Source organism: Paraburkholderia kururiensis JCM 10599 = LMG 19447, assembly GCF_003986935.1.
Taxonomy (GTDB): Bacteria; Pseudomonadota; Gammaproteobacteria; order Burkholderiales; family Burkholderiaceae; genus Paraburkholderia; species Paraburkholderia kururiensis.
In genome coordinates this window covers 231,688-257,763 of sequence record NZ_RJZE01000010.1, presented here as the reverse complement: position 1 = coordinate 257,763, position 26,076 = coordinate 231,688, and the positions used below count along the sequence as shown (strand labels likewise).

Sequence of the window (26,076 nt, the reverse complement as noted above, 5' to 3'; positions counted from 1 at the left end):
TCGAAGTGACGGCGCACCTGGTGAGTGCATCGCTCGTCGCCCGGTTATCTGATATACCCATCCTGCAATTCGACCCACGCAACACCTCCCCGATTAAAGGCGTTGCGACGACCGGTTGAATCCGCCCGGTGAACGGTGATGCGAGTGTATCACCGTGCGCGCGCCCGCACGGAGGCTGGGCGGGGGCTGGAATACAGCACGGAAGGCATGCCACAAAAAGGGCGGCATGCTTTCCGTGCTGCATGCCAAAAACAAAAAAGCCCACCGAGTGGTGAGCTTTCTGGTTTTCGCGCATTTTCGTAATGCCGCATCCTGCTGGTGAATACGGCAAACGGATCTGGTTGCGGGGGTAGGATTTGAACCTACGACCTTCGGGTTATGAGCCCGACGAGCTGCCAGACTGCTCCACCCCGCGTCCGTCGAAAGATGAAATTATAGGGCAAAGCCGACATGCGCGCAACACATTCTCTGAGGGCAGTGAAGAAACTGCTCACCGATGCGTCGTGTGGCCCGCGTCGTCATACGCCCGTGATCGCACATGTGACGACGTAGATGCCGCGGCGCGCATGGTCGGATGCGTGTCGCCTGCGGGCACGTGCCCGCGTAGGCAGGGCATGGGCGCTAGGCTAGAATCGGGGACCATCCGTTGTCTGCCACGCTTTTCACCATCACGCCGGGTCGAGGAATATGGACATCGCACACGATTTGCAATCGATCACGCACCAGGAAAAGACGCTCGTGTTTCCGCGTTTCGATGCGGACCGCGCGTGGGAAGTCGGCGCGTGGCTTCACGAGATCGCGAAGGCGCGCGCGCTCGCCGTCGTCATCGACGTGCGCACGTTCGGGCAGCCGCTCTTTTTCGCCGCGCTCGACGGCACTACACCCGACAACGTCGATTGGGCGCGACGCAAGGGCAACGTCGTGGAGCACTTCCGGCGCAGCTCGTACGCCATCGGTCTGCGCATGCAACAGGCGGGCACCTCGCTTGCCGAAAAGCATGGACTGCCGGTCTCCGGCTACGCATCGCATGGCGGCGCGTTTCCGCTGACCGTGGCTGGCGCCGGCGTTATCGGTTCGGTCACTGTTTCCGGCCTGCCGCAACGCTCGGACCACGAACTCGTGGTCGAGGCGCTGTGCGCGCTGCTCGACGAGGACTACAGCAAGCTCGCGCTCGCAAAGGCCTGAGCCGATGCGACTGCCTGCCTACGCGTGGCTTGCCATCGCCATTCTGGCCGAGGTCGTTGCCACGTCCGCGTTGCGCGCGTCCGACGGTTTTACGCGGTTCGTGCCGTCCGTAATCGTGGTGCTCGGGTACAGCATCGCGTTCTACGGGCTTTCGCTCACGTTGAAAAGCATTCCGGTCGGCATCGTCTATGCGATCTGGTCCGGTGCGGGCATTGTGCTGATTACGCTCGTCGCGCTCGCGCTGTATCGGCAGGTGCCCGATACAGCCGCCGTCGTGGGGCTCGGGCTCATCGTGGCCGGTGTGGTGGTGCTCAACGTGTTTTCGAAGATGGAAGCGCACTGAAGGCCTGGCCGGCACGGCGCGACATCCGCATCGTGCGGCGAATGCCGCTTCTTCACGCCGTGCCGCGTTGCTCGCGGCATTCCACGCATCGCCCCGCCGCCGTTCAGCGTTTTGCCGCCAGATTCACGCGAATGCCTGCGTCGCCCAGTGCACGGCGGCTTTCTTCTCCATCGCGAGAGAGTGCGTCTTCCCAGATGCTGATGGCGCGCGAAATATCGATGTCGTGATCTTTCGCGTAGGCGAACCAGTAATTGGCCGCGTCCGGTTCCTGCACCTCGCGGTCCTGAAAAAAGTACTTTCCCATGCGTGCTCCACGTCGCGATTCTCCCGATCGATGTGCAGCGCATCATTCGTGCCCGGCGCGACGCGCGCTGTAGTGCCCGAAACGACCCGACACGCGCCTTTCTTCGTCCGCAAGGAAACTTCTTGCGCGCGGCGCCGACTCATCACTCAGATAACGACGACCTGGAGCCGCGCGTGCTCGTCAATCGCGAGCAAAAGCCGGGGCGCGAGGGCTCGATCGAACGCAACGGAGAATCCATCATGGCTGAACGTGTCAGTGGCCCGTATCGCGGCTATTACATCAGCGCGGCGGCGCGTCTCGTTACGCCGCCTCCCGCAGCCGAGTCGCACGATGCGGGGCGAGGGCCGGCTCGCCCGTTCCAGGCGCGAACCGATGAACCCGCCGACCTCCAGCAGCGTGGCGGCAGCGAGCCGCACGATTCGCGTGGCGGCGTCTATGTCGGCTCAGTGAGCCTTTCGCTGGGCGGTCTCGACACGCCGCGCCGCATCGAAACGCTGCTCGAACTGGGCGACGGTCGGCGCTTCGCCTGCGAAGACGACGCACTCGACCAGGTGGAACAAGCCGCACGCGAGTACATCGACCGGCTTTACGGCGAGCCCTGAACGAGCGTGCTCGGCGTGCCGCCACTGGACGGCGGCGCGATGTGCCGGGTACGATAAATCTCTTGCCGTGCTGTAGCCGGTGCTGACCGGCGCGTCATTTCCCGAGCATTTTCTGTCGAGGCAAGCATGGACATTCAATTCTCCCCGGATGCGCCTCTCTACCGGGACGCCAACCTCACGGTCGTGTTCGCCGCATTCGTGGATGGCGAGTGCGTGCCGTGCGCCATTTCTGTCGAAGCACTGGAAGATCACTTCGGCGCACGCGCGGCCGACCGCGACGCGTGGATCCGCGCATTCGACTCAGGCCGTTCGCGCATCGAGGCCGTGGCACGCGAACATCTGCGCATCAGTAACGGCACGCCCGTACTGCTCAAGAGCGGACACTTTCCGCCCGACAGGGTCTAGCCCGAACCAAACGCGTGCCCGCCAGCGCTGCGACTCGCGCCACGTCTCATGCGACGGCGTTTTCCGATGCGGGCACTGCGCTACGGGCAGCCTCAAATGCCAGACGAATGCCATCTTCATACGGCGTTTTCCTGACAGGTCCGATCAGTGCGCGCAACGCGCTGTCGTCGAGCACGACAGGATCGGTCTGCAGATAGTGCATTTCCACCACCTCGCGCAGGATCGGATTGAAGAGTCCGAGTATGCGCAGCGTCGTTTTGCCCGCCACCATCAATTTCGGCTCACGTCCCGCGAGCGCGTAGGCCTGCCTTGCCACTTCACGCTGCGTAATCGTGCCCGCGCCCGCGAGGTGCAGCACGCGTCCGAAGGCGCCTTCTGTACGCGCGAGCGTCTCTATTACGGGGCCGACGTCGGGCACGAACACGTATTCGTGAGGCACGTCGATCGGTCCGATCATCTGGGCTCGCGTGCCGCGCGCAGCGCCCGTGAATACGCCGTCGAGGAAGCTGTTCGTCACCCGCGGCCCGTAGAAGTCCGGTAGTCGCAGCACGAGCGTCGAAAGGCCATTGCGGCCGTGCGCGTCGAGCACGAGGTTCTCCTGCGCGAGCCGCATGCGTCCCTTGAACGTGTGCGGTTCGCGCGGATGCGCTTCCGTGACCGGCATGGTCTGCGCGCGTCCGTACGGATATACCGTGCCGACCAGAATCAACCGTTCGACCCCGGCGGCGGCGAGCCCCGCGAGCGTCGTTTCCATGAGCCGGGGATGCAGTTCGAACCGGTTGTAGGGCACGCCGACGAGATACACGGCTGTTTGCAGACCAGTGGCGGCTGCAGCGACCGAGTTTGCGTCTTCGGGATTCCACGTCGCGATCTCGGCGAGCGGATCGTTGCCGAATGCCGTTTCGAGCGCCTTGCGCGAGCGCCCGATCGCGCGCCACGGTCGGCCAGCGGCGCGCAGTGCGGCTGCAATGCTCGCACCGATGGCGCCTGTGGCCCCCAGCAATCCGACTCTGCCTGCGTTTTCCATGACTGTTGCGCTCCTGGGCAAGTTCTACTTTGGACTGAACACTGTTCACTGAACGGTGTTCAGTTTAATTTGACTTTTCAGGATGTCAACCGGAGAATCACCCGCATGGGAATCGCCGAACGAAAGACACGTGAAAAACAGGCGCTGCGCGAGCGCGTTCTCGACGCCGCGCGTCGCATCGTCATGCGCGACGGTTTTGCCGCGCTCTCCATGCGCAAGATCGCGGACGCCATCGAATATTCGCCCGCCACGCTGTACCTGTACTTCAAGAACCGCGACGAGATTGCGCATGCGCTGTGCGCCGAGGGCTACGCCCAGTTGCTGGAGACCTTCGTCCCACTCGCCGCCATCGAGGACCCGCGCGAGCGCCTGCATGCGCTAGGCCGCGCGTACGTCGCGTTCGGTCTCGCGCATCCGCAGACCTATCGGCTCATCTTCATGGAAGACCCGAGCTACACGAGCGCGACGCTCGCGGGCAACCGCTCGGACGACAGCGGCGACGCCGCATTCCAGATGATGATCGACGCGTTCGATGCGCTGCGCGACGCGGGCAGGCTGCCGTTGCCGTCCACGGCAAGCGCGGTGTGGGCCGAGACGCTGTGGTCCACTTTGCACGGCATCGTGGCGCTGCAGCTGACGTGTCCGGCGTTTCCGCATGCGGCGCCTGAACTGCTGGTCGACGTGGCATTGGGAGCCTGGTTTGCCGAGCCGGGCAGGGCGGCGAAGATGCGCGGCAAGGCGGCCACGAAGCCGCGTGCGCGGTTGGCGGCGAAAGCCGGCGGGAAGGTGGCGAAGAAGGCGCAAGCGCTGTCGGACACGGACCCGGACACGGACACGGACACGGACACGGACACGGACACGGACACGGACACGGTCGCGGGCTCGGACGTGAGGCGCAAAGCGGCGTTGCCGGCAAAGGCCAGTGCAAAGCCGGCCCCGAACGCAGGCAGCGAAGTCGCTGCAGATTCCGCGGCACCCGCAAGCCCCACCGTGCCCGCTATGCGCCGCAAAGCGGCCCGTGCGTGATACCGTAGCTCCTCACGTCTGCCCGCTGCTTTCACGCCATGAATCAAACACTCTCTTCCGGCGCTGCGCCGTCGTCGCAAGGCGACGTCGTTACGCGCGTTGCGAACCGCGTCGGCTTTATCGAACTCGAGCGCCCGCAGGCGCTCAATGCGCTTTCGACGGACATGATCCGCGCCATGCATGCGGCGCTCGAGCGTTGGCGCGAGGACCCCGACGTGCTCGCGGTGGTGGTCCGCTCGCCGCACGCGCGTGCGTTCTGCGCGGGCGGCGACATCCGCTTTCTTTATGAGGCGGCCCGCCGCGGCGACCAGGACGCGCTCGATACGTTCTTCACCGAGGAATACCGGCTCGATCACGCCATCTTCACGTATCCGAAGCCCTACATCGCGCTCATGAACGGCGTCGTGATGGGCGGCGGCATGGGGATCTCGCAGGGTGCGCATCGCACGGGCGGCCTGCGTGTGGCGACATCGTCGACGCGCATGGCGATGCCCGAGACGCGCATCGGCCTTTTTCCCGATGTCGGCGTGGGCTGGTTCCTTGCGCGCACACCCGGCGCGATCGGCCGCTATCTCGCGGTGACGGGCGAAACGATCGGCGCGGCAGACGCGCTCTATGCAGGCCTTGCCGATACCTACGTGGACGAGGCGGCGTTGCCCGCGCTGGTTGAGGCGCTGCAGACGGAGCCGTTCGAACGCGGCGCCGACGTGGTCGCGCTCGTGGAACGCGAAGCCGTCCGGCACAAGGTCGTACCGACGCCCGACACCTCCACGCTGGCCGACACGCGCACGCTCATCGACCGGCATTTTTCGCACGCGGACGTGCCGGCTATCCTCGCGTCGCTCGAATCGGAACAGGATTGCGCCGCGGCCGAATGGGCCGGGCGCACGGTGGCTGTGCTGCGCGAACGCTCGCCGCTTTCGATGGCGGTGTCGCTCGAAGTGGTGACGCGTTCGGAAGGTTCGATGGCGTGCGCGCTGCGCCGCGATCTCGATCTCACGCGCTCCACGTTCGCGCATGGCGATGTGATGGAGGGCATTCGCGCCCGGATCATCGACAAGGACAATCGCCCGGCATGGCGCATTGCGCGCATCGAGGACGTGACGCCCGAAGACGTTGCGCGCATGTTCGAAAGCCCGTGGACGCCGCAGACGCATCCGCTGCGGGAACTGCTGGGTTAATGCCGCGTTAGCTGCAATCTTCGGACGGGTACGGGCGCGACCGGCGTATTCGAACCAGACGCTATTCGTCGCCGCCCGCGTCGCTCATGAAAGCGCGCATGAACACCAGCGCGCCCCAGCCCCACATCGCATTGGCCGCGAAGCCCATGGCAAGGCGCGGCAGCATGTTGCCGCTCGGCCAGATGCCGCGAATGGGATCGACCACGAAGACGGCGGCGGCCGTGAGCACGATGCCGCCGAACATGAATGCCGGCACCCAGGGCGCGGGGCGGGCGGGCGACACGCGCAAAAGCCAGGCCATCAGCACGGCCCACACGGCGCTCCAGATGGCATTGGCAAGAAAGTCGGGTAGCCCGAGCGGCACGAAGGGCGCCGTGGAAAAGCCTGTGGCGTCGATCAGTCCCGCTGCGTGCAACAGTGCGAGCGTCGACTCGTGAAAGAACAGCGAAGCCAGAAAGCCGGACATGAACGGCAGAATGAATTTTTGCATGCGCGAGCTGCCTGAAAGGGTGCGGCGCGCCCTGGACGCTACAGGCGCGAACCCGAATGTGCGCCATTATATCGGCGCACTGCTTTTGCCCTGTGCGCCCGGATACGCCGCTTCGTAGCCGCGGAACGTTCCGCGCGCCGCAGGTCTCGCAATATGCCGCGTTGTATGCCCGGGCATCAGGCTAATCACGAAAGCGGAAAACCTAAGCTCAAAAAAATCGTTCAAAAGGAGAGACCGCGTCCATAGACTGCTTTCCCATGCAGGCGGCAACGCCGCCACCGGCAAGCCGCCGTTCCACGGCGCTTGCGCACGTTTTTCGGGGAAGCTGTCGCGATGACCTTGCTGTTGCCGATCCTGCCTGCCTCGTCCCTTTCGTTTCGAACAAGCAGGAGCAACGCATGAATGTGTTCTGGTTCATTCCCACGCACGGCGACACGCGCTATCTGGGCACCTCCGAAGGCGCACGCGCTGCGGATCTGCCGTACTTCCAGCAGATTGCGGCGGCCGCCGACACGCTCGGCTACGAAGGCGTGCTGCTGCCCACGGGACGCTCGTGCGAAGACGCGTGGGTCGTTGCATCGAGCCTCATTGCCGCAACGAAGCGGCTCAAGTTTCTCGTGGCGATTCGTCCCGGGATTTCGTCGCCGGGGCTCGCCGCACGCATGGCTGCGACCTTCGACCGTCTCTCGAACGGGCGTCTCATCATCAACGTGGTGACGGGCGGCGATGCGGTGGAACTGGAAGGCGACGGCGTGTTCGTCGATCACGACACGCGCTACGAAATCACCGACGAGTTTCTGCACATCTGGCGCGGGCTGCTCGAAGCCTCGCATCGTGGCGAGTCCATCGACTTCATCGGCACGCATCTGCGCTCGAAGGGCGGCAAGCTGCTGTATCCGCCGGTGCAGCAGCCGCATCCGCAGCTGTGGTTCGGCGGTTCGTCGCCGGCCGCGCACGAGATGGCCGGCGCGCACATCGATACCTACCTCACGTGGGGCGAGCCGCCTGAGGCCGTCGCGAAAAAGATCGCGGACATTCGCGCGCGTGCCGCGGCACATGGGCGCGAGATTCGCTTCGGCATCCGGCTGCATGTGATCGTGCGCGAGACCGAAGACGAAGCGTGGGCCGCCGCGGACCGTCTCATCAGCCGTCTCGACGACGAGACCGTGGCGCGTGCGCAGGCCGCGTTCGCGAAGATGGATTCGGAAGGGCAGCGGCGCATGGCGGCGCTGCATGGCGGCAAGCGCGGTAGCCGCGAGGATCTCGAGATCTATCCGAACCTGTGGGCGGGCGTTGGGCTCGTGCGCGGCGGCGCGGGAACGGCACTCGTCGGGAGTCCGGAGCAAGTGGCTGCGCGCATGCGCGAGTACGCGGACCTCGGTATCGAGACGTTCATCCTCTCCGGTTATCCGCATCTCGAAGAGTCGTATCGCTTCGCGGAGCTCGTCTTTCCGCTCTTGCCGGGGCGCGCGCGTGCGAAGACGGGCGGCCCGCTGTCGGGACCGTTCGGCGAGGTGGTGGGCAACCACTATCCGCCGCGCGCGAGCCAGAGTTGAGCCGCGCGGCTGAGTTGGCTCGCCTGTTGGGCGCATTGCACGAAGCAAGGAGGACGTTCACATGACGCAGTCCGCAGTCACAAGTGGGCCGCCGCGCCACCATCGAGCCGCTGGCGGCATTCAGTCCGGGTACGCCGTGCGGGCAGCGCTCACGAAGGCCGGCGCGCATCTCGCGCCGTGGATCGTGCCATTCGCCGTGCTGCTGGCGTGGGAGTTGGCGGCGCGCAGCGGCGTGCTTTCCACGCGCGTGCTGCCGGAGCCGCTCGCGGTAGTGAAGGCGGCGTGGTCGCTCGTTCAGTCGGGCGAAATGTGGGCCGACGTCAAGGTGAGCACGTGGCGCGCGCTGTCGGGCTTCGCCATCGGCGGCGGCATTGGCCTTGCGCTCGGTCTCGCGACAGGGCTCTTCAAGCCCGTGGAAGTCGCGCTCGACTCCACCGTGCAGATGATCCGCAACATTCCCGCGCTCGCAATGATTCCACTCGTGATCCTCTGGTTCGGCATCGAGGAGGAGGCGAAGGTGTTTCTGGTTGCGCTCGGGGTGTTCTTCCCCGTGTACGTGAACACGTTTCATGGCATCCGGTCGGTGGACGCGAATCTCGTGGAGATGGCGCGCAGCTACGGCGTGAAGGGCTTCGCGCTGTACCGCGACGTGATCCTGCCGGGCGCGTTGCCGTCGATTCTCGTGGGTGTGCGCTTCGCGTTCGGGCTCATGTGGGTCACGCTCATCGTCGCGGAAACGATTTCGGCCCAATCGGGCATCGGGTATATGACGATGAACGCACGCGAGTTTCTGCAAACCGATGTGGTGGTGGTCGGCATCCTGCTTTATGCCGGGCTCGGCAAGCTGGCGGATCTGCTCGCGAAGGGCATCGAACGCGTGGCGCTGCGCTGGCATCCGGCTTACCAGGGAGGCAGCAAGACATGAACGCCACGACATTAGCGGCGAACTTCGGCGGCATTACGGGCAGCGACCTGGAAGCGGAGTTGGCGCAGCCGCGCGAGCAGGATGGCGAGGTATCGCGTGCTGTGGCGTTAGAGCGCGAGGGCTTGCGTGCGCAGAGGCAGCATCAGGATGGCGCCCGTGAGACGTTACAGCGAAGCTGGGTTGCGCGCGACAGCATAGGGACGCCCGACGTAGCGACGCCCGACGCCCCCGCCGACTACTCCGTCGAACTGCGCGGTGTGATGAAGCGCTACGGCGAGCGCACCGTGCTCGACGGCTTCGATCTTTCCATCGAGCGAGGCAGCTTCGTGGCGATCGTCGGCCGCAGCGGCTGCGGAAAATCGACGTTGCTGCGGCTCGTCGCGGAACTCGAAACGCCGCAGGGCGGCTCGCTCGTGAAGCGCGCGGCGCACGGCGCGCCGCTCGACACGCGGATCATGTTCCAGGATGCGCGGCTTCTGCCCTGGAAAACCGTGCTGCAGAACGTGATGCTGGGTCTGCCGCGCAGTGCTCGCGAGAATGCGCGCGCAGTGCTGGCGGAGGTAGGGCTGCTTGCGCGTGCCGACGACTGGCCCGCGCAACTCTCGGGTGGCCAGCGTCAGCGCGTGGCGCTTGCGCGTGCGCTCGTGCATCGGCCGAGTCTGCTGTTGCTCGACGAACCGCTCGGCGCGCTCGACGCGCTCACCCGCATCGAGATGCACGCACTGATCGAACGGCTGTGGCGCGAGCACCGTTTCACGGCGCTGCTCGTCACGCACGACGTACACGAAGCCGTTGCGCTGGGCGACCGGATTCTGCTCGTCGAAGACGGCCGTATCGCGCTCGATCAGCCGGTGTCGCTTGAACGACCGCGCGTGCGAGCCTCGGCGCGTTTCGCGGAGCTCGAAGATTACGTGCTGCAGCGTGTGCTGAAGACGCAGCTAGGCGATTCGGAGCCAACAGGGCCGCACAGCGCATTCGGCTTGCGGGCGAGTGTGCGGCTTCATGAAGTGCGGTGGGCTGTCTGAAACCGGAATACGAAGTCTGAATAGTCAGGATGCCGAATATCGGCACGGCACACACCCTCTCTCCACGGAGCCATCCCACATGAGCATTTCCGCCATCAACGTGCGCAACCAGTTCAGAGGCAAGATTCGCGAGATCATTCGCGGACCGGTTGTCTCCGAAGTCGACGTCGATACGCTCTTCGGCATCGTGACGTCCGTCATCACGACGCGCTCCGTCGACGAACTCGACCTGAAGGTGGGCGCCGAAGTGGTGGCGCTCGTCAAGTCCACCGAAGTTTCTCTCGCGCGCCTCTGAGCGCCCGCTCCGCCGCTACTTTGGGGTTCCGCCGCTCGCGGGCGGCTCGCGCGCCATACCCTCGTTGACCGGTTTGCGCGGACGCTTGACCGGCATGTTGTCGGGGTTATCGGCGTTCACGGCGTCGGAGGCCGCCTGCGGCGGCTTCACCATCGACGCCGGGCGACCGACGGCTGGCGGGTGCACCGGCGCTTGGGGTGTCGCCTGGGCATGTGCCGTTGCCGGCAGGGTCCCGATCATCGCCATCGCTGCGACGGCGAGCACCCGTTGTTCTCCTGAAAGCGCTTTCCTGTCCATCTCGCGTGTCTCCGTTTCGGCATCGGACGCTTCGCGCGCATTCTGCGGTCGAACCGGCCGTTTGAATCGGCGAGGCGTCCGTTCTTCCGGCATGCCGCACGTAGCGTGCCGCTGCCTTCGCGCGTTTATGGGCGTTGGCACGTCTCCCCTTGTCGCCTGGGGCTTGCACGAATTAAAGGTTCCAGGTCGCGTGCCGTAAATTCGCGGACGGGTCAATAAAGGGCAAAACCGGAGCGATCCGGCGACGCAAAGCTAGAGGGACTTCCATTCCTGGAAGTCAGCCAGTTGCCCGCCGGCTGCCGTCGGCGGCGGGCCGAACGATGGGCGCGTTCCGGCAACCGCTGGAGCCACCGTTATCAGGAGGCACGACATGAATGCATCTTTGGGACGCCGCGCAACCAGCAGGGCCACGGCAGCCAACTGGCTCCGGGCAGCGGTGATGGCTGCCGCTGTGCTGGCGGCGCCCGTTGCGGCACGCGCCGAAGCGCTCCTCGTGCCCGCGTACTTCGCTACGTACGGCTCCGGTCTCACCGGCTGGCACACGCTGGCCACCACCGCCCGCACGGTACCGACCACCGTGATCCTCAATCCCGACAGCGGGCCAGGAAAGTCGGTGGACACCGGTTACACGACGGCGATTGCCAACGTGCACGCGGCGGGCGGCAAGGTGATCGGCTACGTGTCCACCGTGTACGGCAAACGGTCGCTCTCGGCGGTCGTGAAGGACATCAATGCCTACGTGTCGTTCTACAAGCTGGACGGCTTCTTCATCGACGAGATGACGGCCGACAGCGTGATGTCGCACATTCAGTACTACCAGTCGGTCTACAACTACATCAAGGGCCTCTCGGCTGCGTACGCCGTGACCGGCAACCCGGGCACCAACGTGCCGGAAATCTACGCGAGCCTGCCTGTGGCCGATCAACTCGTCGTATTCGAAGACAGCGCGAAGCGGTATGTCCGATACACACCGCAGGCGTGGCAGACCGGCTATCCGAAGGCGCGGTTCGCGCACATCGTGTACGCCGTCAATGCGGGGCAGGTCGCGGCGTTTACCGCGCAGGCGTCGGCACGGGGCGCGGGCTCGGTCTATCTGACCTCGAAGACGCTGCCTGATCCGTACAACGGGTTGCCCAGGTACTGGAGTGAGGAAACGCAGGACGCGCTCGCGGTCCATTGAATTTGTACAGAGCGGTCGAACACCAGGCGTCGCCGCCGCTCTATACGCCGCCACACGTCGTGGGAAGTGCTAGCATGAATTTCGGCACCACGACGGAGACGGCCATGTCGAAGTCATTGAGTCTCGAAGCGATCGAAGCCCTGCGGCAGTTGAACGATACAGCCAGCGAGCAGGCGCCGCCTGTGCTGTCCCCGGATCTGACCCAGGAACTGGTGGGCGCCGGCCTTGCGACAGGCGCCGGCGCCGATCGCGTCCACATCACCTGCGACGGCCGCAAGTACCTGTCCGGCGACTGCGACTGACGGTCGTTCGTCATCGAGGCGTGTATGCGGTGCGCCTCACGGCGTGTTCGAACGTCGTGCGGGCGATTTCGTGCCTGCGCGGCGAGTAGGGGGAGGCCAGCCCTGCGCCACGCCGCGCCTTCGTCACGAAGGAGGCGAACATGGAGCCCAAGGGCATCGACATGGGCGATTACGCGGAGCGCTACCGGAATCACGACATCGAGGTAGCGGTCGAGCAGGTCATGACAGGCGTAAAAGCGCATTTTCGCGTGCTGAAAGACGGCGCCGTCGCGCTCGACTGGCGGCTCGTACACATCGACCGGCTGTGGCCGACCGAACGCGCGGCCGCCGAGGCCGGGCTCGAGACGGCGCGCACCGTGATCGACCGGGAACTCGTTAAGGATTGAGAGGTGGGCGCGGGGTGTACGGAAAGAAAGGGATTGCGCGCTTGCGATAACGTCAGCAAGGGAAAAGGGCTGCCGCGCGATCTGCGCGAGCAGCCCTTTTCGTGTGTCCGCGGATCGGGCGCTTATGGCGCCCGGTTCGCGGGTAGCTCGATCAAGATGGGGACGCTTTGAGCGGCGGCCCGACGGCGATTAGTGCGCGCCGAAGTAGACCGATTGCGGACCGCGTTCCAGCGAGCGGGCGCTACCGGCTTGCGACGAAGTGCTCGATACGCCGCCGTAGGCGGTTTCGTTCGAGCGCGCTTGCGCGGCTTCCGCTGCCAGCGTCTGGCTGTTCTGGCCTTGCTGCGAAGCCGGCGCGCCGACGGCCGGGCTGTAGTACGGGGCGGGGCCGTAACCGCTGGCGAAAGCCGGAGCGGCGATGGAGGCGGAGGCTGCAACGAGCAGGGCGGCGAGGGTCTTGGTCTTCATGGTGTCAACTCCAATCAGGTTCAACTGCATTTCGGAATGACGCGGCGCCGAGGGTGGTGCGGTAGTGCCCGTGAGCTACGTCAGCGATGCTCAGTGTAAACACCTACTATTGGAAAATAATCACGATAATCCGAATTTACTGTTCTAGACCGGGAAACAATGCTGGAGACCAATGCCAGCATGCGTTTCCGGTGATTCAACCCCAAAAACTGCGTTTTTTGACGCAGGCGGATTACATACTGGGAGAGGGGTTTTGCAGTGCGGCAATCCGTGTCGAGCGCCGTTGTGCGGCGAAAGTGACAGATCTTGGCGCCGGGAAGTCGCCTGCGCGGCTTGCGGTAGAATTACGGGCTGATTAGTGTCGTGCGGTCCGGTTTGCAGCCCGGTTGTGCAGCCGGGTTGTGCGGCCCGCCGGTTTACCCGCTGTCCATCTGCTTTTTCCATGTCTCTTTCCCGTTCCCCCAGTCCTCGCCGCGTCAGCGTGGCGCCGATGATGGATTGGACCGATCGCCATTGCCGCGCCTTCCACCGTTTCGTGTCGCGCCACACGTGGCTCTATACCGAGATGGTGACGACGGGCGCGCTGATCCATGGCGACGTTGCTCGCCATCTGGCCTTTACGCCCGAGGAGGCGCCCGTCGCGTTGCAACTGGGCGGCAGCGAACCGGACGACCTCGCGCGCGCGGCGCGGCTCGGCGAGCAGTGGGGCTACGACGAGATCAACCTCAACTGCGGCTGCCCGTCCGAGCGGGTGCAGCGCGGCGCGTTCGGCGCGTGCCTGATGAACGAGCCGCAGCTCGTCGCGGACTGCGTGAAGGCGATGCGCGACGTAGTGTCGGTGCCCGTCACGGTGAAGCATCGGATCGGCGTGGACGCCGTCGAGGAATATGGCTTCGTACGCGATTTCGTGGGCACGGTGGCCGAGGCCGGCTGCAACGTTTTCATCGTGCACGCGCGCAACGCGATCCTTAAAGGATTGAGCCCAAAGGAGAATCGCGAGATTCCGCCGCTGAAGTACGAGTACGCGTACCAGTTGAAGCGCGACTTTCCGCAACTCGAGATCGTCATCAACGGTGGGATCAAGACGCTCGACGAAGTGGCGATGCACCTGGAGCACGTAGACGGCGTGATGCTCGGGCGCGAGGCGTATCACAACCCGTATGTGCTCGCGGACGTCGATGCGCGTTTCTACGGCTCGACTGCCGCAGCGCCGAGCCGCGCGGAGGTGGAGGCGAGGCTCGTCGAATACTGTGCAACCGAACTCGCGCGCGGTACCTACCTCGGCGCGATGACGCGCCACGCGCTTGGCTTGTACCGCGGCGTGGCAGGCGCACGAGGCTGGCGTCGTGTGCTGTCGGACAGCCGCAAGCTTGCTGCCCGTGATCTCGCGATCTTCGACGAGGCGCGACAGTATCTGCGAGAAGACGCCGAAATGTTTGAATAAGGGCTAGGCAAACGCAGAAGGTGTTTGTATAATCTCGCTTCTTCGTCGGCGAGCCATTCAAGGCAAGCCAAAAGTTGTAGCAGTGGTGGCTGTAGCTCAGTTGGTAGAGTCCAGGATTGTGATTCCTGTTGTCGTGGGTTCGAGTCCCATCAGCCACCCCAAAACACCGCCAAGGCTTTCACGCCTGCCCTCGTAAGTCCCCGTCCAGCAGCACCCACATCAGCCGGTCACCGAATAGCCGTAGCCACCCAAACATGTGCGGCGGCGTACTCCGTCGAGGCGTACCGTACGACGTTCCAGCCGGTGCGCCGCAAGATTTCGCGGAAGTAGGTTTCCTGGAATCCAAGCTCCAGCCACCCGTGTTGCCGGATTGCCCAGAGAGATTCGCCGTCGAGGCGAACGCCCCATGGCATCGGTAGCCTGTCTTCAATAGGCTCCCCGACGAAATACACGCGCCCCTCGGGTCGGACGATTCGATGGAGCGCGCGCAGAAGCCGCGGATGATCCGCGCAATGGTGGAAGCACTCGAAGAAGACGACGGCGTCGAAGCGCTCCGCGGCAGTTTCCGCCCACATGAAGTCGGCGTTGATCGTTCGGACCGGAAGGTCCATCTGCGTCGCGCGTCGCCGGATCAGGTCCGTGAAACCTTTCTCGATGTCGACTGCTGTCACCTCGTATCCGGACTGCGCGAGAGCGAGCGCCATGTTGCCCCATCCCGCGCCGAACTCGACGATGCGAGCGGGCGCGCTGACATGAAGACGCCGGATAAGCGAGCCGATCGCCAGATACTGGCCGCCAATGACTTCGGGCGCGCCGGTGCTGTAGGGAAATGGCTTGTCGAGCTGGGCGATATCGTGCGGGTATGCCTCGTTCTGCAACCGATACGGCTTGCCCGCGATGCCCTCGTAAAGGGCCATCTGCTGGTTTGCGTACTCCTTGCCGAACGGGTCGAGATCGGTTCCGGTGGGCGCCATCCTGAAGGTCGTAAAGGCACGGCGCATGGCGGCGTCGGAAATGGCTGCAGCAGCATGGCACTCGGCCATCTTCCGGTCGAGTTCCTCGATCGTGAAGATCATGCCCGTCTCTTCTTTTGCGACGGGCTCCGGAACGGTGACGACTTCTTCGCGATGGGCGAAACGATTCATCAGGCTCTTGAGGCGATCCTTCACGTGACGCTCCTCTCGGCTGGCGGTGCGCCAATAATAAGCCGTGATTTCGTGAATCTTTCCAGAAGTTACCTATTTATGCTGTTTGAATCGGTCGAATTTGATCGGCTCCATGCCCCACGCTTGAGTGCATGGAGATTCAAGCTTTTCGTGATGAGATAAAGACTCGTGAGGCCTTCTGTGCAGACGAAAAAACAAAACCCCACATAGGGTCGGCACCCCTGATCTGCATCAATTGCGCCGCTCCGACGCCGCCTATATTGAATTTCAGCAAGCACAAAAAAAGCGCTGCACGGGCACACAAAAACACGCACTCGCACACCCGCAGCCACCACACCACAAACAGGGGAGACACCATGATCAATCGGCCATTCGCGGCGCTTGCCGCGCTGCTTGTTGCGCACACAGCGTTCACAGCCGCTCACGCGCAAACCCTGGACAAGATCGCTCGATCGAACGAGATCGTCGTTTCCTCACGCGAATCCGCAGTGCCCTTCAGCTATCTGCTCACGCCGCATAAAGCGGTCGGTTTCTCGGTGGACATCACCGAGGCGATCGTTGACGACGTTCGCCGCACGCTCAAGCGTCCGGATCTTCGTACCCGATACATTCCCGTCACTGGCCAAAACCGGATTCCGCTGCTCGTCAACGGCACCTACGACCTCGAATGCGGATCGACCACCAACACGGCGGCGCGTGGCAAAGATGTCGCTTTCTCCATCAACTTTTTCTACGCGGGAACGCGTCTGATGGCGAAGCGCGCCTCGCATATTGGTGGCTACGTCGATCTTGCGCGCAAGACGGTCGTCACGGTCGCGGGGAGTACCAACGAGAAGGTGCTGCGTCGCCAGCTCGATACGCAGCACATCGACGCCGAAGGCGTGCTGGCAAAAGATTACGGCGAAGCGCTGAAAACCGTTGCGGACGGCCGCGCGGCCGCGCTCGCGCTGGACGACGTTCTGCTTTACGGCATGCGTGCGAACACGGGCGAGCCGGATACCTGGGTGGTTGCCGGAGAAGCGTTGCAGGTGGAACCGTACGCCTGCATGGTGCGCAAGGATGATCCCGCGTTCAAACGGCTCGTTGACGGCACGCTCACGCGCTTGATGAAAAGCGGCGAGTTCGCGCGGCTCTATACGAAGTGGTTCGAGTCCCCGATCCCACCGCGCGGCGCCAATCTCGACATGCCGATGAGCGCAGCGCTAAAGCGCAACCTCACGGTCCGCAGCGACCAGCCGGTGCAATAGACGGTGGAATAGACGGTGCAATAGCCAGGGTGCCCGCGTCCTACCGCTTTGCGTGTCCGCTTACCTCGGCGCCGGCATGTCGCGCCAATCCGAACACGTCGTAGAGCGCGGCAAATCCCACCAGCGAAACGAGCACGAACGCGAGACTGAAGTCCGCGGGCGTGACCGACTGCGCGGGATGTCCATGCAGCCACGCAGCAACGCGCATGGCAATGGCGCCCACGGCCACGCCCATGCCCATCGTCATCTGGCTGAGCGTGCTGGCGAAGGTGGAGGCGGCGCTCATCTGCGTTTTCGGCACGTCGGCGAAACTCAGTGTGTTGATCGCCGTGAATTGCAGCGAGCGTGCAAGGCCCGAGAAAAACAGCAGCGTGACGACCCACACATACGGCGTGGTCGGCGTCAAAAGGCTCATGGCGGCGAGCGAGAGCGCGGCGAGCGCGCCGTTCACGAGCAGCACCGAACGAAAGCCGTAGCGCCGCATCACGGGCGTGGTGACCACCTTCATCGACAGATTGCCGGCGAACACTGCAAGCGTCAGCAGTCCGGATTCGAAGGCGTTGAGCCCGAATCCAAGCTGGAACATCAGCGGCAGCAGAAACGGCACCGTGCTGATCGAGATGCGAAAGAGCGAGCCGCCGCCCATCGCCACCGCGAAGGTGCGCACGCGCAATGCGCTCAGATCGACGACGGGATGCGGGCAGCGCCGCAAGTGGAAGAACGCCGCGACACCGGTCGCCACGCTCGCGGCAAAGAACGCGAGCGCTTCGCGCCACGGTGCATCGCTGCGGCCAATCAGCTCCATCGCGTACATGAGCGCCGTGCAGCAGACACCGGACAGTACGAAGCCGAGGCTATCGAAGGGGCGACGCTCGGTATCGTCGTCGCGACCGTCGATGAAACGCCACGCGAGCACCATGCCGATCAAACCGAGCGGCAGGTTCAGGTAAAAGATCCAGCGCCACGACGAATACGTGGTGATGAGCCCGCCCAGCGGCGGCCCGATCACGGGTGCGACGAGCCCCGGCCACGTGATGATGGAGATGGCGCGCATGAGGTCGTCCTTCGGCGTGGCGCGCAGCACCGCGAGCCGACCGACGGGCACCATCATCGCGCCGCCGATGCCTTGCACGATGCGCGCCGCCGTGAAGCTGACGAGGCCGTCGGTCATGCCGCACACCACGGAGGCCGCGGTGAACACCGCAAGCGCGGCCGTGAAGACGCGGCGCACGCCGAAGCGGTCGGCGGTCCACCCGCTGATCGGAATGAACACGGCGAGCGTGAGCAGATACGAGGTGATGCCGATGGAAAGATCGACGGGATGCACGCCGAACGAGCGCGCCATCTGCGGAAGGGCGGTCGCGATGATGGTGCCGTCGAGGTTCTCCATGAAGAACGCGCCTGCGACGAGGAACACGATCAATGGCGATTCCGGTGCGCGAAGGGCGGTAGACGAGGAACCTGACATGGGTGGCAAGCGAGGAACGCAGCGCGAGGCTAAATGGATTGACTGTGGAAAACCGGCCTGCTTGAGACTGATTGAAACTGAATTGCGACGTAATCGAAAAGCGTCTGAAATCCGTTTGAAAAAACGTCGCGCGTCGCAAATGAAACAGTGCTAAGCGAGCGACATGCCGCGCCGGATCGCCATTGTAGCCACGCTGAAGAAATCGCGTCGCTATGGTACGTTTTGCGTTTTTGCCGCCCGCACCGGCTGCGCGGTCGATCTGCGGATCCGGCACACGGCCCACCCATAAATCAACGCACAACCTACCCACAGGACACTGCAATGGAATACCGCAAACTCGGCGATTCGGATGTAAAGGTGAGCCTGATCGGCCTCGGCACGATGACGTGGGGCCAGCAGAATACCGAAAGCGAGGCGCATGCCCAGATCGATTACGCGCTTGATCACGGCGTGACGTTGATCGATACAGCCGAAATGTATCCGGTGCCGCCGCGCGCCGAGACGCAGGGTCTTACGGAGCGCTATATCGGCACGTGGCTCGAGAAACATCCGGCCGCGCGCGAGCGCATCGTGCTTGCCACCAAGATGGCCGGTCCCGCGCGCCAGCCGCACAACCCGCGCTACATTCGCGGCGAAACCAACCAGTTCGACCGCAAGAACCTGACCGAGGCGCTGGACGGCAGCCTCGCGCGCCTGAAGACCGATTACGTCGATCTCTACCAGCTGCACTGGCCGGATCGCAGCACGATGACTTTCGGGCGTGCCGCCTATCCGTGGATCGACGACGCCTACACGGTGCCCATCGAAGAAACGCTCGCCGTGCTCGCGGACTTCGTGAAGGCGGGCAAGGTGCGCCACATCGGCGTGTCGAACGAAACGCCGTGGGGCATCGCCCAGTTTCTGCGCGCGGCCGAAAAACTGGGGCTGCCGCGCATCGTGAGCATTCAGAACCCGTACAGCCTGCTCAACCGCACCTTCGAAGCGGGGCTTTCGGAGTTCAGTCATCGCGAGGGCGTGGGCCTACTCGCATACTCGCCGCTCGCGTTCGGCTGGCTCTCGGGCAAATACGAAGGCGGCGCGCGGCCCGCGGGCGCGCGCATCACGCTGTTCGAGCGTTTTCAGCGCTACAGCAAGCCGCAGGCCGTGGAGGCGACGAGCCGCTACGTTGCGCTCGCGAGGCGCCACGGTCTTTCGCCGGCGCAACTGGCGCTAGCCTTCGTCAACAGCCGGCCGTTCGTGACGAGCAACCTGATCGGCGCGACGTCGCTCGATCAGTTGAAGGAAAACATTGCGAGCGCGGACGTGCGGCTCTCGCCCGAGGTGCTGGCCGAAATCGACGCGCTGCACGAAGCGCAGCCGAATCCCGCGCCGTAAGCCCGAGGGCAGGGCCGCCGGGGAGGGCCAGGCCGCTGCCGGGTCGCGTGCGATAATTCGAGGCTTGCGCTCCCGGCGCCGGGCGTCGTCGCACGCCGACGGTGGCCGGCACGGGTGGCGCCCCGTTTCCGGTAAGGCCAAATTGAAGAACCTGCTTGCGACCCTGGACCAGCTCGGTGACTTCGACGAGATCGTCGACGTACGCACGCCGCTCGAATTCGCCGAGGACCACATTCCCGGTGCCACGAACGCGCCCGTGCTCAGCAACGAGGAGCGGGTGATCGTCGGCACGATGTACAAGCAGGTCTCGCCGTTCGACGCCACGCGCGTCGGCGCCGCGATGGTCGCGCGCAACATTGCCATGCATCTGGACACGATCTTCGCGGACCGGCCGCGCAACTGGCGCCCGCTCATCTACTGCTGGCGCGGCGGCAAGCGTTCGGGCTCCATGACGACGTGGTTCAACATGATCGGCTGGAAGGCGCGTCAGCTCGAAGGCGGTTATAAAACGTGGCGACGCCACGTGCTGGACCAGCTCGAAGTGCTGCCGGGCCGCTACCGGTACGTGGCGCTCACGGGCCACACGGGCAGCGGCAAGACGCGCCTGCTGCAGGCGTTGCGGCTCGCGGGCGCGCAGGTGCTGGATCTCGAGCAGCTCGCGTGTCACCGCGGCTCGTTGCTCGGCGCGCTGCCGGGCCAGCCGCAGCCGTCGCAGAAGGCCTTCGAGACCTCGCTTGCCGGTACGCTCGAGCGCTTCGATGCGAGCCAGCCCGTGTTCGTCGAAGCCGAGAGCCGGCGCATCGGCACCGTCTCGCTGCCCGAGAACCTGCTGCGCGGCATCCACGGCGGCACCTGCATCGAAGTGCAGGCAACACGCGAGGACCGCGTCGCGTTCCTGCTGCAGGACTACGCGCACCTGTTCGACGCGCCGGAGCAGTTCAAGACGCAGCTCGGCAAGCTCGTGGGGCTGCATAGCCACGAGCAGGTGCGGCACTGGCACGAACTGATCGACAGCGGCGCGCGCGCCGAGCTATTCGGCGAGCTGATCGAACGGCACTACGATCCGGCGTACCGGCGCAGCAGCCTGCAGCATTTCGGCAACCTCGCGCACGCGCTCTGTTTCGAGTTCCGGCCCAATGCCGCCGACAGCGTCGCGCAGGCGAGAGCGCTGCTCGACCGGCTGGGCGGCCACGAAGGTGCTGCGTCCGATGATGCCTCGCAGGAGCGTGCGCATCATCCGGCTGCGCAGCCCTGAAGTACGGGCAGGCCGCGTAGCTTGTCCATAGAATTGCGAGGCGCGCGCGGTACAAGGCAACACAAGCAGCGCAAGTAGTACAGGCAATTGAAGCGCCCCGAGTTTTCAATCCGAATCACCCAACGACGATACCGATGAACACCACACGCCACACGCCAGCGCCACCCGCAATGGGATGGATGCTCTTTTTGCTGATTGCCGTCGCGGGCCTTTTCTACGTGAAGTGGTTCCCGTACTACCACCGCGCGTTCACAGCGGCGGAGACGCATTCCATCGGCAAGTCGATCCTGATGGGCACGGCTGCGAGCCCGCCCGCGCCGACGCTGCAGGCTGCGCTCGACTACGCCTGGGCCTACGGCAAGGCCATCTGGCAAGCCATGGTGCTCGGTCTGCTGCTTGGCTCCGCCGTGCAGGCACTCGTGCCGGCGCAGTGGGTGGCGCGCATGCTGGGCCGCAACGGCTTCGGCAGCGTGGCGGCGGGCGGCTTGCTCGCTATCCCCGGCATGATGTGCACCTGCTGTGCCGCGCCCGTGGTGGCCGGTCTGCGCGCGCGTCAGGCGTCGCCGGGCGGCGCTATCGCGTTCTGGCTCGGCAATTCGGTGCTCAATCCGGCGACGCTGGTTTTCATGGGCTTCGTGCTGGGCTGGCACTGGACGGCACTGCGCCTCGTGCTCGGCGTGGCGCTCGTATTCGGACTCGGCTGGTTCCTGAACCGGCTCGTGACGCCGCAGGAATCGCGCTCAGCCGACGAACAACTGGCCCGGCTCGTGATGCAGCAGGCCGAAGGCAATATGTTTGCGCGATGGCTGCGCGTGCTCGGCCGCATGGCCGTGCGCCTCGTGCCCGAATACATCGTGCTGGTGCTGGTGCTGGGCGCCGTGCGTGCATGGCTCTTTCCGCACATCGGTCCGGAGATCGGCAACGGCCTCGGCTGGATCGTTGCTTTCGCAGTGGCCGGCATGCTGTTCGTGATTCCGACGGCGGGTGAGGTACCGATCATTCAGGCCATGCTGTCGCTCGGCATGGGTGTGGGGCCGGCCGGCGCGCTGCTGATGACGCTGCCGCCCGTGAGCGTGCCGTCGCTTGCGATGCTGGCGCGTTCGTTCCGCCCCCGAGTGCTCGCAATCGTCGCGCTGACCGTGGTGCTGTTCGGCATCGCGGCTGGCCTCATCGCGACAGGGCTCGGCTTCTAACCGCGGCCGACGTGCCGGCCACCGGGCCGGTGAAGCGGTGTAGCATGCAACAACGGTGGGATATGCGGCGTACATGACTGGCTGCATGCGCGCCACCCGCCGCGCGCCGCGAGGGCGCGTGGCAGAAGCAAAGGAACCGGGGGCTCAGAATGGCGCAACAGAAAACGAATCCGAAACTCGAACAGGCGCTCACGCGCGGCGATCTGGCGATCCGCCAGGCCAATTCGGCACGCGCGACAGCGGTGCTGCGCGCGCTCGGCAAGATGATCGTGGAGGCATCGGCGACGATCGGCGTGGAAGCGCACACGTCGGTGCCGGACGGCGATCGCATTTACGATCCCGCGAACGGCTTGTGGCCGCAACAACTGTTGGTATCGCTCGACGGTCCGGTCGAGGAAACGGATCCTGAGGAACTGCGCGCGGTGCGTCTGCTCGCCGATACGGCGGCCACCGTGTTTCGCGTGGAATGGCATCGCGCGGATGGCAAGATGGGCCGTCAGGACGGCGGACCGTTCGCGACGGTCGCCTTCATTACCGACGTCGAGATTCCCTGGAGCGACGACGAGGACTGAATGTCTTGCTGAAAAGAGAGACGCCGTTACGGTAGTGGCGTCTCTGCTTCGATCGATGGCTCTTGACCGATGGCATTGCGCACGCGGTAACGCCCATCGCATCGTCTAGCGCATCATGCGCCGGCGGAACAACACCGCCGATATCGCAAACGTCACCACCACGTAAGCGGCCAGCACACCCACGTGCAACGCCGCGTTTTCCACCGGCCGGCCGAGCATGGCAGGCCGCACCAGCGCGACTGCGTGCGCGAGCGGCAGCAGCAGCGTCACCTGCTGCGCCGCTGCGGGCAACTGCGTGATGGGGAAGAACACGCCGGAAAGCAGCAGCATCGGCGTGAGCACCAGCGTCTGATAGAACATGAAGAAGTCGTACGAAGGCGCGAGGGCCGTCACGATCATCGCGAGGCTTGCAAACGCAAGGCCGGCGAGGGCAATGACGGGCAGCGCGAGCAGCATCGACGGAAAGCTCGCGTAGCCGAGCGCCGCGGCCACGATCATGATGGCCGTGCCGGAGAGCAGCGCCTTGCTCGCGGCCCACACAATCTCGCCGAGTACGACGTCGCCGAGCGTGAGCGGCGTGTGCATGATCGCTTCCCACGTGCGCTGCACGTGCATGCGCGAGAAGCTCGAGTACATCGACTCGAAGCTCGCCGACATCATCACGCTCGATCCCACCGTGCCGGCTGCGAGGAACGCGATGTACGAGACGCCGTCCACGTGCCCCACCATCAGGCCGAGCCCGAAGCCCAGCCCGAACAGATAGATCATCGGATCGGCCAGGTTGCCGAACATCGAGGCCAGCGCGAGCTTCTGCCAGACGAGGTAATTGCGCCGCCACACGGCGATCCAGTTCGTGGCGTTGGAGGGCAGCGCCGCAATGCGTTCTCGCATGGGGGCGGGCTGGCCGGGTGTGTCGTAGGTGCGTGCGTCCATGTCGTGCCGTTGGTTGGTCGCGTTCGTTCAGTCCTGCATCTCGCGCCCCGTGAGGCGCAGGAACACGTCTTCGAGATTGGCCGGCCGGTGCAGATAACGCAACTGCGGCCGGTTCTTGATCCGCTCGAGCGCGGCTTGCGGGTCGGTCACATAGCAGAAGAGCGTTTCGCCGCTGATCTCCGTGCGCGTGGCGAGCGGCGCGAGTTCGTCGCGCAGAGCCGCCGGGTCGGGACCATAAATCTCGATCACGTCGCAGCCGATCTCCGACTGGATCAGATCGTTGGGCGCGCCCTCGGCAATCTTGCGGCCTTCCTCGATCACGCACAGACGGTCGCAGAGTCGCTCGGCTTCTTCCATGAAGTGCGTGGTGAGCAGAATCGTCTTGCCGCGTGCGAGCAACGAGCGTAGCCGCTCCCAGATCAGATGACGCGCCTGAGGATCAAGGCCGGTGGTGGGCTCGTCCATGATGAGCACGTCGGGATCGTTGACGAGCGCCCGCGCGAGGGTAAGCCGCCGGCGCATGCCGCCCGAGAGTTCGTTCACGCGGGCGTCGGCCTTGCTTTCGAGCCGCGCGAATTCGAGCAGCGTGGGCACGAGCGCACGCGTGTGCGCGGCGGATAAACCGAAATAGCGGCCAAACACGAGCAGATTCTCGCGCACGGTGAAGTCGGGATCGAGATTGTCGAACTGCGGCACCACGCCGACCCGCGCGCGGGCAAAGCGTGCGCGCGAGGGTACCGGCTCTCCGCACAGGCGAATCGCGCCGGCGTTGGGCGACGAGATGCCGAGCAGCATCTTCAACGTAGTGGTCTTGCCCGCGCCGTTGGGGCCGAGCAGCCCGAAGCACTCACCGGGACGGACATGGAACGACAGACCGTCGACTACCTTCTTCTCGCCGTAGCGTTTTTCTACCTGTTCGAATTCGATGGCGGCGGACATGGCGATTCGTGTTCGTGTACCAGGAAACCGCACCGGTCACGCAATGCACGGCGCGGTCCGGATGCGGGCAGGAGGGAGGCAAGGCGGCCTATTCTAGTGCATCGCTGCATTTGTGTTTGACCCGCAACGCCTGTCGCGGCAAGCATTTCCGCGCTGCGGCATGGCGCTGAAAATGGCCACGGGCAGGCTGGGGAGGGTTGCGCACACCTGGCGTTTTCCAGCCCTTGCAACCGGAATTGCGGCGCACCATGATGAAAGTACGTTCAAACCGCAGGGAAGGCGGATCGGAGAAACATCATGGCGAGCTACAAGAAAATCCTGCTGTGCTACGACGGCTCGCGCGAAGGCCGCAAGGCGCTGCGATGCGGCGCCGAACTGGCACTGGACCTGAAAGCGGAGACCCATCTGCTTTCAGTGGTCGACATGCGTTCCAGCATTGCCCAGAGTGCGGGACTCTTGACCGACGTGGCCTGCGGCCGCTTCGAAGAGACCGCGCGGCAAATACTCCAGGAGGGCGTGGACTGGCTGACCGAGCACGGCGTGAAGGCACAGGGCCATTTCGCTTTTGGGCACCCTATCGACGAGATCGCGAATCTGGCCAATGAATTGCAGGCCGACCTGGTCGTAGTGGGGCACCGGTGCCGCACGGGCCTGTCGCGTTGGTGGATGGGAGCGGGCAACACTCAGCTGCTGGATCGTGTGTCGTGCAGCATTCTCGTTGCCTGTTCGTCTTCTGCCGAGGAGAAGCAGGAGGCTGCGGCCGCCTAGCCGGGGCGCAGGGCAGGAGCCGTTGACCGCGCGGAGCCAGACGGTTTACCCATTCAGATCCACGGCGGACAGCTTCCACGAGAAAAGGCCATCGCGACGCAGGATGGCGGCATACCGGGTGTCGCCGACGCCGTGCTGGTAGGTCACAACGAACTCGTTGAGGCTGCGGTATCCCGCGGTGGTCTGCGGTGGCTGAGGAGGGGGCGTTTGCGCCTGGGTAGGTGCTTGGGCAGGTGCCTGGGCGGGTGCCTGGTTAGGCGCTTGCGGAGTGGCAGGCGCAGCGGGCGTCTGGCCAGTAGAGGGCGCGGTTGATGCGGTGCTGCCGGCCTCAGGGTTCGGCGTGCCGCCCGATGTACCCGCCGGCGGTGGCCGCTCGCCAGGCTGCCCGCGCGGCGGCATGCCATTGAGAATGGCCGCGACGCCATCGGGTGTGGCGTACGCATCCACCAGCGGACCGATCAGCGAAGCACCGATCAGCGCGCCGATCACGGCGAACGGGTTGCCGTGCTTTTGCGCGTCGATGCGCCGCATCAGCAGTTCGGTGACCTGCTGTTTGAGACTCACGCGCAGCGCCGGATAGTCGACATAGGCATTCACCGTCTCGGCGTCGCGCGCGTCCGCGGCACGCTTGAGCCGATCGAGCACGATGTAGGGCGACGCATAGGCATAGCCCAGCACTGCCACCATGAGCAACACGACGGCCGCGACGACGAGTCGCCG

General features: G+C 64.8%; 30 protein-coding genes, 2 tRNA genes and 1 riboswitch. Of the genes, 21 read left to right on the top strand and 11 right to left on the bottom strand.

The features are described 5' to 3' along the window. Window positions 1-338 precede the first annotated feature (338 nt). Window positions 339-415 (bottom strand) — tRNA-Met (locus PKKP23_RS14600). A gap of 272 nt (window positions 416-687) precedes the next feature. Here PKKP23_RS14600 and PKKP23_RS14595 point away from each other — a divergent pair. After that, window positions 688-1,185 carry a heme-degrading domain-containing protein gene (locus PKKP23_RS14595; protein ID WP_042299027.1) on the top strand — a complete coding sequence of 166 codons (498 nt, stop codon included), beginning with the start codon at window positions 688-690 and terminating at the stop codon, window positions 1,183-1,185. 4 nt (window positions 1,186-1,189) lie between these two features. Then, the gene (locus PKKP23_RS14590) at window positions 1,190-1,528 is read left to right on the top strand and encodes a DMT family transporter (protein ID WP_017776641.1); all 339 of its coding nucleotides are present in this window, start codon (window positions 1,190-1,192) and stop codon (window positions 1,526-1,528) included. A 103-nt stretch (window positions 1,529-1,631) separates the two neighbouring features. Here the strand turns inward: PKKP23_RS14590 and PKKP23_RS14585 are convergent, their stop codons facing one another. Continuing rightward, entirely contained in the window at window positions 1,632-1,832 is a 201-nt protein-coding gene (locus PKKP23_RS14585; RefSeq protein WP_126877397.1) for a hypothetical protein, read from the bottom strand. A gap of 239 nt (window positions 1,833-2,071) precedes the next feature. Here PKKP23_RS14585 and PKKP23_RS14580 point away from each other — a divergent pair, with 239 nt between their 5' ends. Continuing rightward, a complete protein-coding gene (locus tag PKKP23_RS14580) occupies window positions 2,072-2,434 on the top strand; it encodes a hypothetical protein (RefSeq protein WP_126877396.1) in 363 nt (120 codons plus the stop codon). A gap of 126 nt (window positions 2,435-2,560) precedes the next feature. Next, window positions 2,561-2,839, top strand: coding sequence for a DUF1488 family protein (locus PKKP23_RS14575; protein WP_017776644.1), 279 nt, complete (start codon window positions 2,561-2,563; stop codon window positions 2,837-2,839). A gap of 46 nt (window positions 2,840-2,885) precedes the next feature. Here the strand turns inward: PKKP23_RS14575 and PKKP23_RS14570 are convergent, their stop codons facing one another. After that, window positions 2,886-3,866, bottom strand: coding sequence for an NAD-dependent epimerase/dehydratase family protein (locus PKKP23_RS14570; protein WP_126877395.1), 981 nt, complete (start codon window positions 3,864-3,866; stop codon window positions 2,886-2,888). A 105-nt stretch (window positions 3,867-3,971) separates the two neighbouring features. Between PKKP23_RS14570 and PKKP23_RS14565 the strand changes: the two genes are divergently transcribed. Together PKKP23_RS14565 and PKKP23_RS14560 are read left to right on the top strand one after the other, a co-directional pair. Further along, window positions 3,972-4,892: a TetR/AcrR family transcriptional regulator gene (locus PKKP23_RS14565; protein ID WP_126877394.1), complete on the top strand. Its 921-nt coding sequence runs from the start codon at window positions 3,972-3,974 to the stop codon at window positions 4,890-4,892. 38 nt (window positions 4,893-4,930) lie between these two features. After that, entirely contained in the window at window positions 4,931-6,073 is a 1,143-nt protein-coding gene (locus PKKP23_RS14560; protein ID WP_126877393.1) for an enoyl-CoA hydratase/isomerase family protein, read from the top strand. Between the two features lie 61 nt (window positions 6,074-6,134). Here the strand turns inward: PKKP23_RS14560 and PKKP23_RS14555 are convergent, their stop codons facing one another. Next, window positions 6,135-6,563: a hypothetical protein gene (locus PKKP23_RS14555; RefSeq protein ID WP_017776648.1), complete on the bottom strand. Its 429-nt coding sequence runs from the start codon at window positions 6,561-6,563 to the stop codon at window positions 6,135-6,137. Window positions 6,564-6,961: 398 nt separating this feature from the next. On the opposite strand from PKKP23_RS14555, the gene ssuD reads away from it, so the two are divergent. The 4 genes from ssuD (at window position 6,962) to PKKP23_RS14535 (ending at window position 10,364) form a co-directional block, all read left to right on the top strand. Beyond that, window positions 6,962-8,119, top strand: coding sequence for an FMNH2-dependent alkanesulfonate monooxygenase (ssuD, locus tag PKKP23_RS14550; protein ID WP_017776649.1), 1,158 nt, complete (start codon window positions 6,962-6,964; stop codon window positions 8,117-8,119). A 61-nt stretch (window positions 8,120-8,180) separates the two neighbouring features. Continuing rightward, window positions 8,181-9,044 (top strand): aliphatic sulfonate ABC transporter permease SsuC, encoded by an 864-nt coding sequence (gene ssuC / locus PKKP23_RS14545; protein WP_126877392.1) that lies wholly within the window; start codon window positions 8,181-8,183, stop codon window positions 9,042-9,044. Next, window positions 9,041-10,069: an ATP-binding cassette domain-containing protein gene (locus PKKP23_RS14540; RefSeq protein ID WP_126877391.1), complete on the top strand. Its 1,029-nt coding sequence runs from the start codon at window positions 9,041-9,043 to the stop codon at window positions 10,067-10,069. The genes ssuC and PKKP23_RS14540 overlap by 4 nt, the downstream gene beginning before the upstream one ends. 79 nt (window positions 10,070-10,148) lie before the next feature. Beyond that, window positions 10,149-10,364, top strand: coding sequence for a TOBE domain-containing protein (locus tag PKKP23_RS14535; RefSeq protein ID WP_126877390.1), 216 nt, complete (start codon window positions 10,149-10,151; stop codon window positions 10,362-10,364). A gap of 15 nt (window positions 10,365-10,379) precedes the next feature. On the opposite strand, the gene PKKP23_RS14530 is transcribed toward PKKP23_RS14535, so the two are convergent. Further along, window positions 10,380-10,661, bottom strand: coding sequence for a hypothetical protein (locus tag PKKP23_RS14530; RefSeq protein WP_126877389.1), 282 nt, complete (start codon window positions 10,659-10,661; stop codon window positions 10,380-10,382). 211 nt (window positions 10,662-10,872) lie between these two features. Further along, window positions 10,873-10,954, top strand: a riboswitch (cyclic di-GMP riboswitch). Window positions 10,955-11,031: 77 nt separating this feature from the next. On the opposite strand from PKKP23_RS14530, the gene PKKP23_RS14525 reads away from it, so the two are divergent. The 3 genes from PKKP23_RS14525 (at window position 11,032) to PKKP23_RS14515 (ending at window position 12,529) form a co-directional block, all read left to right on the top strand. Then, window positions 11,032-11,841, top strand: a complete 810-nt coding sequence (locus PKKP23_RS14525) for a spherulation-specific family 4 protein (RefSeq protein ID WP_126877388.1) — start codon at window positions 11,032-11,034, stop codon at window positions 11,839-11,841. A gap of 104 nt (window positions 11,842-11,945) precedes the next feature. Beyond that, complete coding sequence (locus PKKP23_RS14520; protein ID WP_126877387.1) at window positions 11,946-12,143, top strand: hypothetical protein; 198 nt, start codon at window positions 11,946-11,948, stop codon at window positions 12,141-12,143. 140 nt (window positions 12,144-12,283) lie between these two features. After that, window positions 12,284-12,529 (top strand): DUF6566 family protein, encoded by a 246-nt coding sequence (locus tag PKKP23_RS14515; RefSeq protein WP_126877386.1) that lies wholly within the window; start codon window positions 12,284-12,286, stop codon window positions 12,527-12,529. A gap of 189 nt (window positions 12,530-12,718) precedes the next feature. On the opposite strand, the gene PKKP23_RS14510 is transcribed toward PKKP23_RS14515, so the two are convergent. Next, window positions 12,719-12,997 (bottom strand): hypothetical protein, encoded by a 279-nt coding sequence (locus PKKP23_RS14510; protein ID WP_017776657.1) that lies wholly within the window; start codon window positions 12,995-12,997, stop codon window positions 12,719-12,721. A gap of 442 nt (window positions 12,998-13,439) precedes the next feature. On the opposite strand from PKKP23_RS14510, the gene dusA reads away from it, so the two are divergent. Both dusA and PKKP23_RS14500 read left to right on the top strand, forming a co-directional pair. After that, window positions 13,440-14,441 carry a tRNA dihydrouridine(20/20a) synthase DusA gene (gene dusA, locus PKKP23_RS14505; protein ID WP_126877385.1) on the top strand — a complete coding sequence of 334 codons (1,002 nt, stop codon included), beginning with the start codon at window positions 13,440-13,442 and terminating at the stop codon, window positions 14,439-14,441. Window positions 14,442-14,526: 85 nt separating this feature from the next. Beyond that, window positions 14,527-14,602, top strand: a tRNA-His gene (locus tag PKKP23_RS14500). Window positions 14,603-14,668: 66 nt separating this feature from the next. Here PKKP23_RS14500 and PKKP23_RS14495 read toward each other — a convergent pair. Further along, window positions 14,669-15,610 (bottom strand): class I SAM-dependent methyltransferase, encoded by a 942-nt coding sequence (locus PKKP23_RS14495; protein ID WP_126877384.1) that lies wholly within the window; start codon window positions 15,608-15,610, stop codon window positions 14,669-14,671. Window positions 15,611-15,963: 353 nt separating this feature from the next. On the opposite strand from PKKP23_RS14495, the gene PKKP23_RS14490 reads away from it, so the two are divergent. Next, the gene (locus tag PKKP23_RS14490) at window positions 15,964-16,854 is read left to right on the top strand and encodes an amino acid ABC transporter substrate-binding protein (RefSeq protein ID WP_126877423.1); all 891 of its coding nucleotides are present in this window, start codon (window positions 15,964-15,966) and stop codon (window positions 16,852-16,854) included. Between the two features lie 40 nt (window positions 16,855-16,894). On the opposite strand, the gene PKKP23_RS14485 is transcribed toward PKKP23_RS14490, so the two are convergent. Further along, window positions 16,895-18,322 (bottom strand): MFS transporter, encoded by a 1,428-nt coding sequence (locus PKKP23_RS14485; RefSeq protein WP_126877383.1) that lies wholly within the window; start codon window positions 18,320-18,322, stop codon window positions 16,895-16,897. Window positions 18,323-18,643: 321 nt separating this feature from the next. On the opposite strand from PKKP23_RS14485, the gene PKKP23_RS14480 reads away from it, so the two are divergent. From PKKP23_RS14480 to PKKP23_RS14465, 4 genes are all read left to right on the top strand, one after another. Continuing rightward, window positions 18,644-19,696 (top strand): NADP(H)-dependent aldo-keto reductase, encoded by a 1,053-nt coding sequence (locus PKKP23_RS14480; RefSeq protein WP_126877382.1) that lies wholly within the window; start codon window positions 18,644-18,646, stop codon window positions 19,694-19,696. Window positions 19,697-19,838: 142 nt separating this feature from the next. Continuing rightward, window positions 19,839-20,951, top strand: a complete 1,113-nt coding sequence (mnmH, locus tag PKKP23_RS14475) for a tRNA 2-selenouridine(34) synthase MnmH (RefSeq protein ID WP_126877381.1) — start codon at window positions 19,839-19,841, stop codon at window positions 20,949-20,951. Window positions 20,952-21,085: 134 nt separating this feature from the next. Further along, window positions 21,086-22,144 (top strand): permease, encoded by a 1,059-nt coding sequence (locus tag PKKP23_RS14470; protein WP_126877380.1) that lies wholly within the window; start codon window positions 21,086-21,088, stop codon window positions 22,142-22,144. 149 nt (window positions 22,145-22,293) lie between these two features. Further along, window positions 22,294-22,716 (top strand): hypothetical protein, encoded by a 423-nt coding sequence (locus tag PKKP23_RS14465; RefSeq protein ID WP_017776717.1) that lies wholly within the window; start codon window positions 22,294-22,296, stop codon window positions 22,714-22,716. 105 nt (window positions 22,717-22,821) lie between these two features. On the opposite strand, the gene PKKP23_RS14460 is transcribed toward PKKP23_RS14465, so the two are convergent. Further along, complete coding sequence (locus PKKP23_RS14460; protein WP_017776718.1) at window positions 22,822-23,649, bottom strand: ABC transporter permease; 828 nt, start codon at window positions 23,647-23,649, stop codon at window positions 22,822-22,824. Window positions 23,650-23,676: 27 nt separating this feature from the next. Beyond that, complete coding sequence (nodI, locus tag PKKP23_RS14455; RefSeq protein ID WP_161978108.1) at window positions 23,677-24,588, bottom strand: nodulation factor ABC transporter ATP-binding protein NodI; 912 nt, start codon at window positions 24,586-24,588, stop codon at window positions 23,677-23,679. Between the two features lie 297 nt (window positions 24,589-24,885). Between nodI and PKKP23_RS14450 the strand changes: the two genes are divergently transcribed. Further along, window positions 24,886-25,356 carry a universal stress protein gene (locus PKKP23_RS14450; protein ID WP_126877379.1) on the top strand — a complete coding sequence of 157 codons (471 nt, stop codon included), beginning with the start codon at window positions 24,886-24,888 and terminating at the stop codon, window positions 25,354-25,356. Between the two features lie 45 nt (window positions 25,357-25,401). Here the strand turns inward: PKKP23_RS14450 and PKKP23_RS14445 are convergent, their stop codons facing one another. Continuing rightward, window positions 25,402-26,043, bottom strand: a complete 642-nt coding sequence (locus PKKP23_RS14445) for a DUF2939 domain-containing protein (protein ID WP_240659014.1) — start codon at window positions 26,041-26,043, stop codon at window positions 25,402-25,404. Window positions 26,044-26,076: the final 33 nt, after the last annotated feature.

Excerpts from the sequence above, each read along its gene's own strand:
- PKKP23_RS14595 (WP_042299027.1), top strand. The coding sequence starts at position 688 with ATGGACATCGCACACGATTTGCAATCGATCACGCACCAGGAAAAGACG.
- PKKP23_RS14590 (WP_017776641.1), top strand. The coding sequence starts at position 1,190 with ATGCGACTGCCTGCCTACGCGTGGCTTGCCATCGCCATTCTGGCCGAG.
- PKKP23_RS14585 (WP_126877397.1), bottom strand. The coding sequence starts at position 1,832 with ATGGGAAAGTACTTTTTTCAGGACCGCGAGGTGCAGGAACCGGACGCG.
- PKKP23_RS14580 (WP_126877396.1), top strand. The coding sequence starts at position 2,072 with ATGGCTGAACGTGTCAGTGGCCCGTATCGCGGCTATTACATCAGCGCG.
- PKKP23_RS14575 (WP_017776644.1), top strand. The coding sequence starts at position 2,561 with ATGGACATTCAATTCTCCCCGGATGCGCCTCTCTACCGGGACGCCAAC.
- PKKP23_RS14570 (WP_126877395.1), bottom strand. The coding sequence starts at position 3,866 with ATGGAAAACGCAGGCAGAGTCGGATTGCTGGGGGCCACAGGCGCCATC.
- PKKP23_RS14565 (WP_126877394.1), top strand. The coding sequence starts at position 3,972 with ATGGGAATCGCCGAACGAAAGACACGTGAAAAACAGGCGCTGCGCGAG.
- PKKP23_RS14560 (WP_126877393.1), top strand. The coding sequence starts at position 4,931 with ATGAATCAAACACTCTCTTCCGGCGCTGCGCCGTCGTCGCAAGGCGAC.
- PKKP23_RS14555 (WP_017776648.1), bottom strand. The coding sequence starts at position 6,563 with ATGCAAAAATTCATTCTGCCGTTCATGTCCGGCTTTCTGGCTTCGCTG.
- ssuD (WP_017776649.1), top strand. The coding sequence starts at position 6,962 with ATGAATGTGTTCTGGTTCATTCCCACGCACGGCGACACGCGCTATCTG.
- ssuC (WP_126877392.1), top strand. The coding sequence starts at position 8,181 with ATGACGCAGTCCGCAGTCACAAGTGGGCCGCCGCGCCACCATCGAGCC.
- PKKP23_RS14540 (WP_126877391.1), top strand. The coding sequence starts at position 9,041 with ATGAACGCCACGACATTAGCGGCGAACTTCGGCGGCATTACGGGCAGC.
- PKKP23_RS14535 (WP_126877390.1), top strand. The coding sequence starts at position 10,149 with ATGAGCATTTCCGCCATCAACGTGCGCAACCAGTTCAGAGGCAAGATT.
- PKKP23_RS14530 (WP_126877389.1), bottom strand. The coding sequence starts at position 10,661 with ATGGACAGGAAAGCGCTTTCAGGAGAACAACGGGTGCTCGCCGTCGCA.
- PKKP23_RS14525 (WP_126877388.1), top strand. The coding sequence starts at position 11,032 with ATGAATGCATCTTTGGGACGCCGCGCAACCAGCAGGGCCACGGCAGCC.
- PKKP23_RS14520 (WP_126877387.1), top strand. The coding sequence starts at position 11,946 with ATGTCGAAGTCATTGAGTCTCGAAGCGATCGAAGCCCTGCGGCAGTTG.
- PKKP23_RS14515 (WP_126877386.1), top strand. The coding sequence starts at position 12,284 with ATGGAGCCCAAGGGCATCGACATGGGCGATTACGCGGAGCGCTACCGG.
- PKKP23_RS14510 (WP_017776657.1), bottom strand. The coding sequence starts at position 12,997 with ATGAAGACCAAGACCCTCGCCGCCCTGCTCGTTGCAGCCTCCGCCTCC.
- dusA (WP_126877385.1), top strand. The coding sequence starts at position 13,440 with ATGTCTCTTTCCCGTTCCCCCAGTCCTCGCCGCGTCAGCGTGGCGCCG.
- PKKP23_RS14490 (WP_126877423.1), top strand. The coding sequence starts at position 15,964 with ATGATCAATCGGCCATTCGCGGCGCTTGCCGCGCTGCTTGTTGCGCAC.
- PKKP23_RS14485 (WP_126877383.1), bottom strand. The coding sequence starts at position 18,322 with ATGTCAGGTTCCTCGTCTACCGCCCTTCGCGCACCGGAATCGCCATTG.
- PKKP23_RS14480 (WP_126877382.1), top strand. The coding sequence starts at position 18,644 with ATGGAATACCGCAAACTCGGCGATTCGGATGTAAAGGTGAGCCTGATC.
- PKKP23_RS14470 (WP_126877380.1), top strand. The coding sequence starts at position 21,086 with ATGAACACCACACGCCACACGCCAGCGCCACCCGCAATGGGATGGATG.
- PKKP23_RS14465 (WP_017776717.1), top strand. The coding sequence starts at position 22,294 with ATGGCGCAACAGAAAACGAATCCGAAACTCGAACAGGCGCTCACGCGC.
- PKKP23_RS14460 (WP_017776718.1), bottom strand. The coding sequence starts at position 23,649 with ATGGACGCACGCACCTACGACACACCCGGCCAGCCCGCCCCCATGCGA.
- nodI (WP_161978108.1), bottom strand. The coding sequence starts at position 24,588 with ATGTCCGCCGCCATCGAATTCGAACAGGTAGAAAAACGCTACGGCGAG.
- PKKP23_RS14450 (WP_126877379.1), top strand. The coding sequence starts at position 24,886 with ATGGCGAGCTACAAGAAAATCCTGCTGTGCTACGACGGCTCGCGCGAA.
- PKKP23_RS14445 (WP_240659014.1), bottom strand. The coding sequence starts at position 26,043 with ATGGTGGCAGTGCTGGGCTATGCCTATGCGTCGCCCTACATCGTGCTC.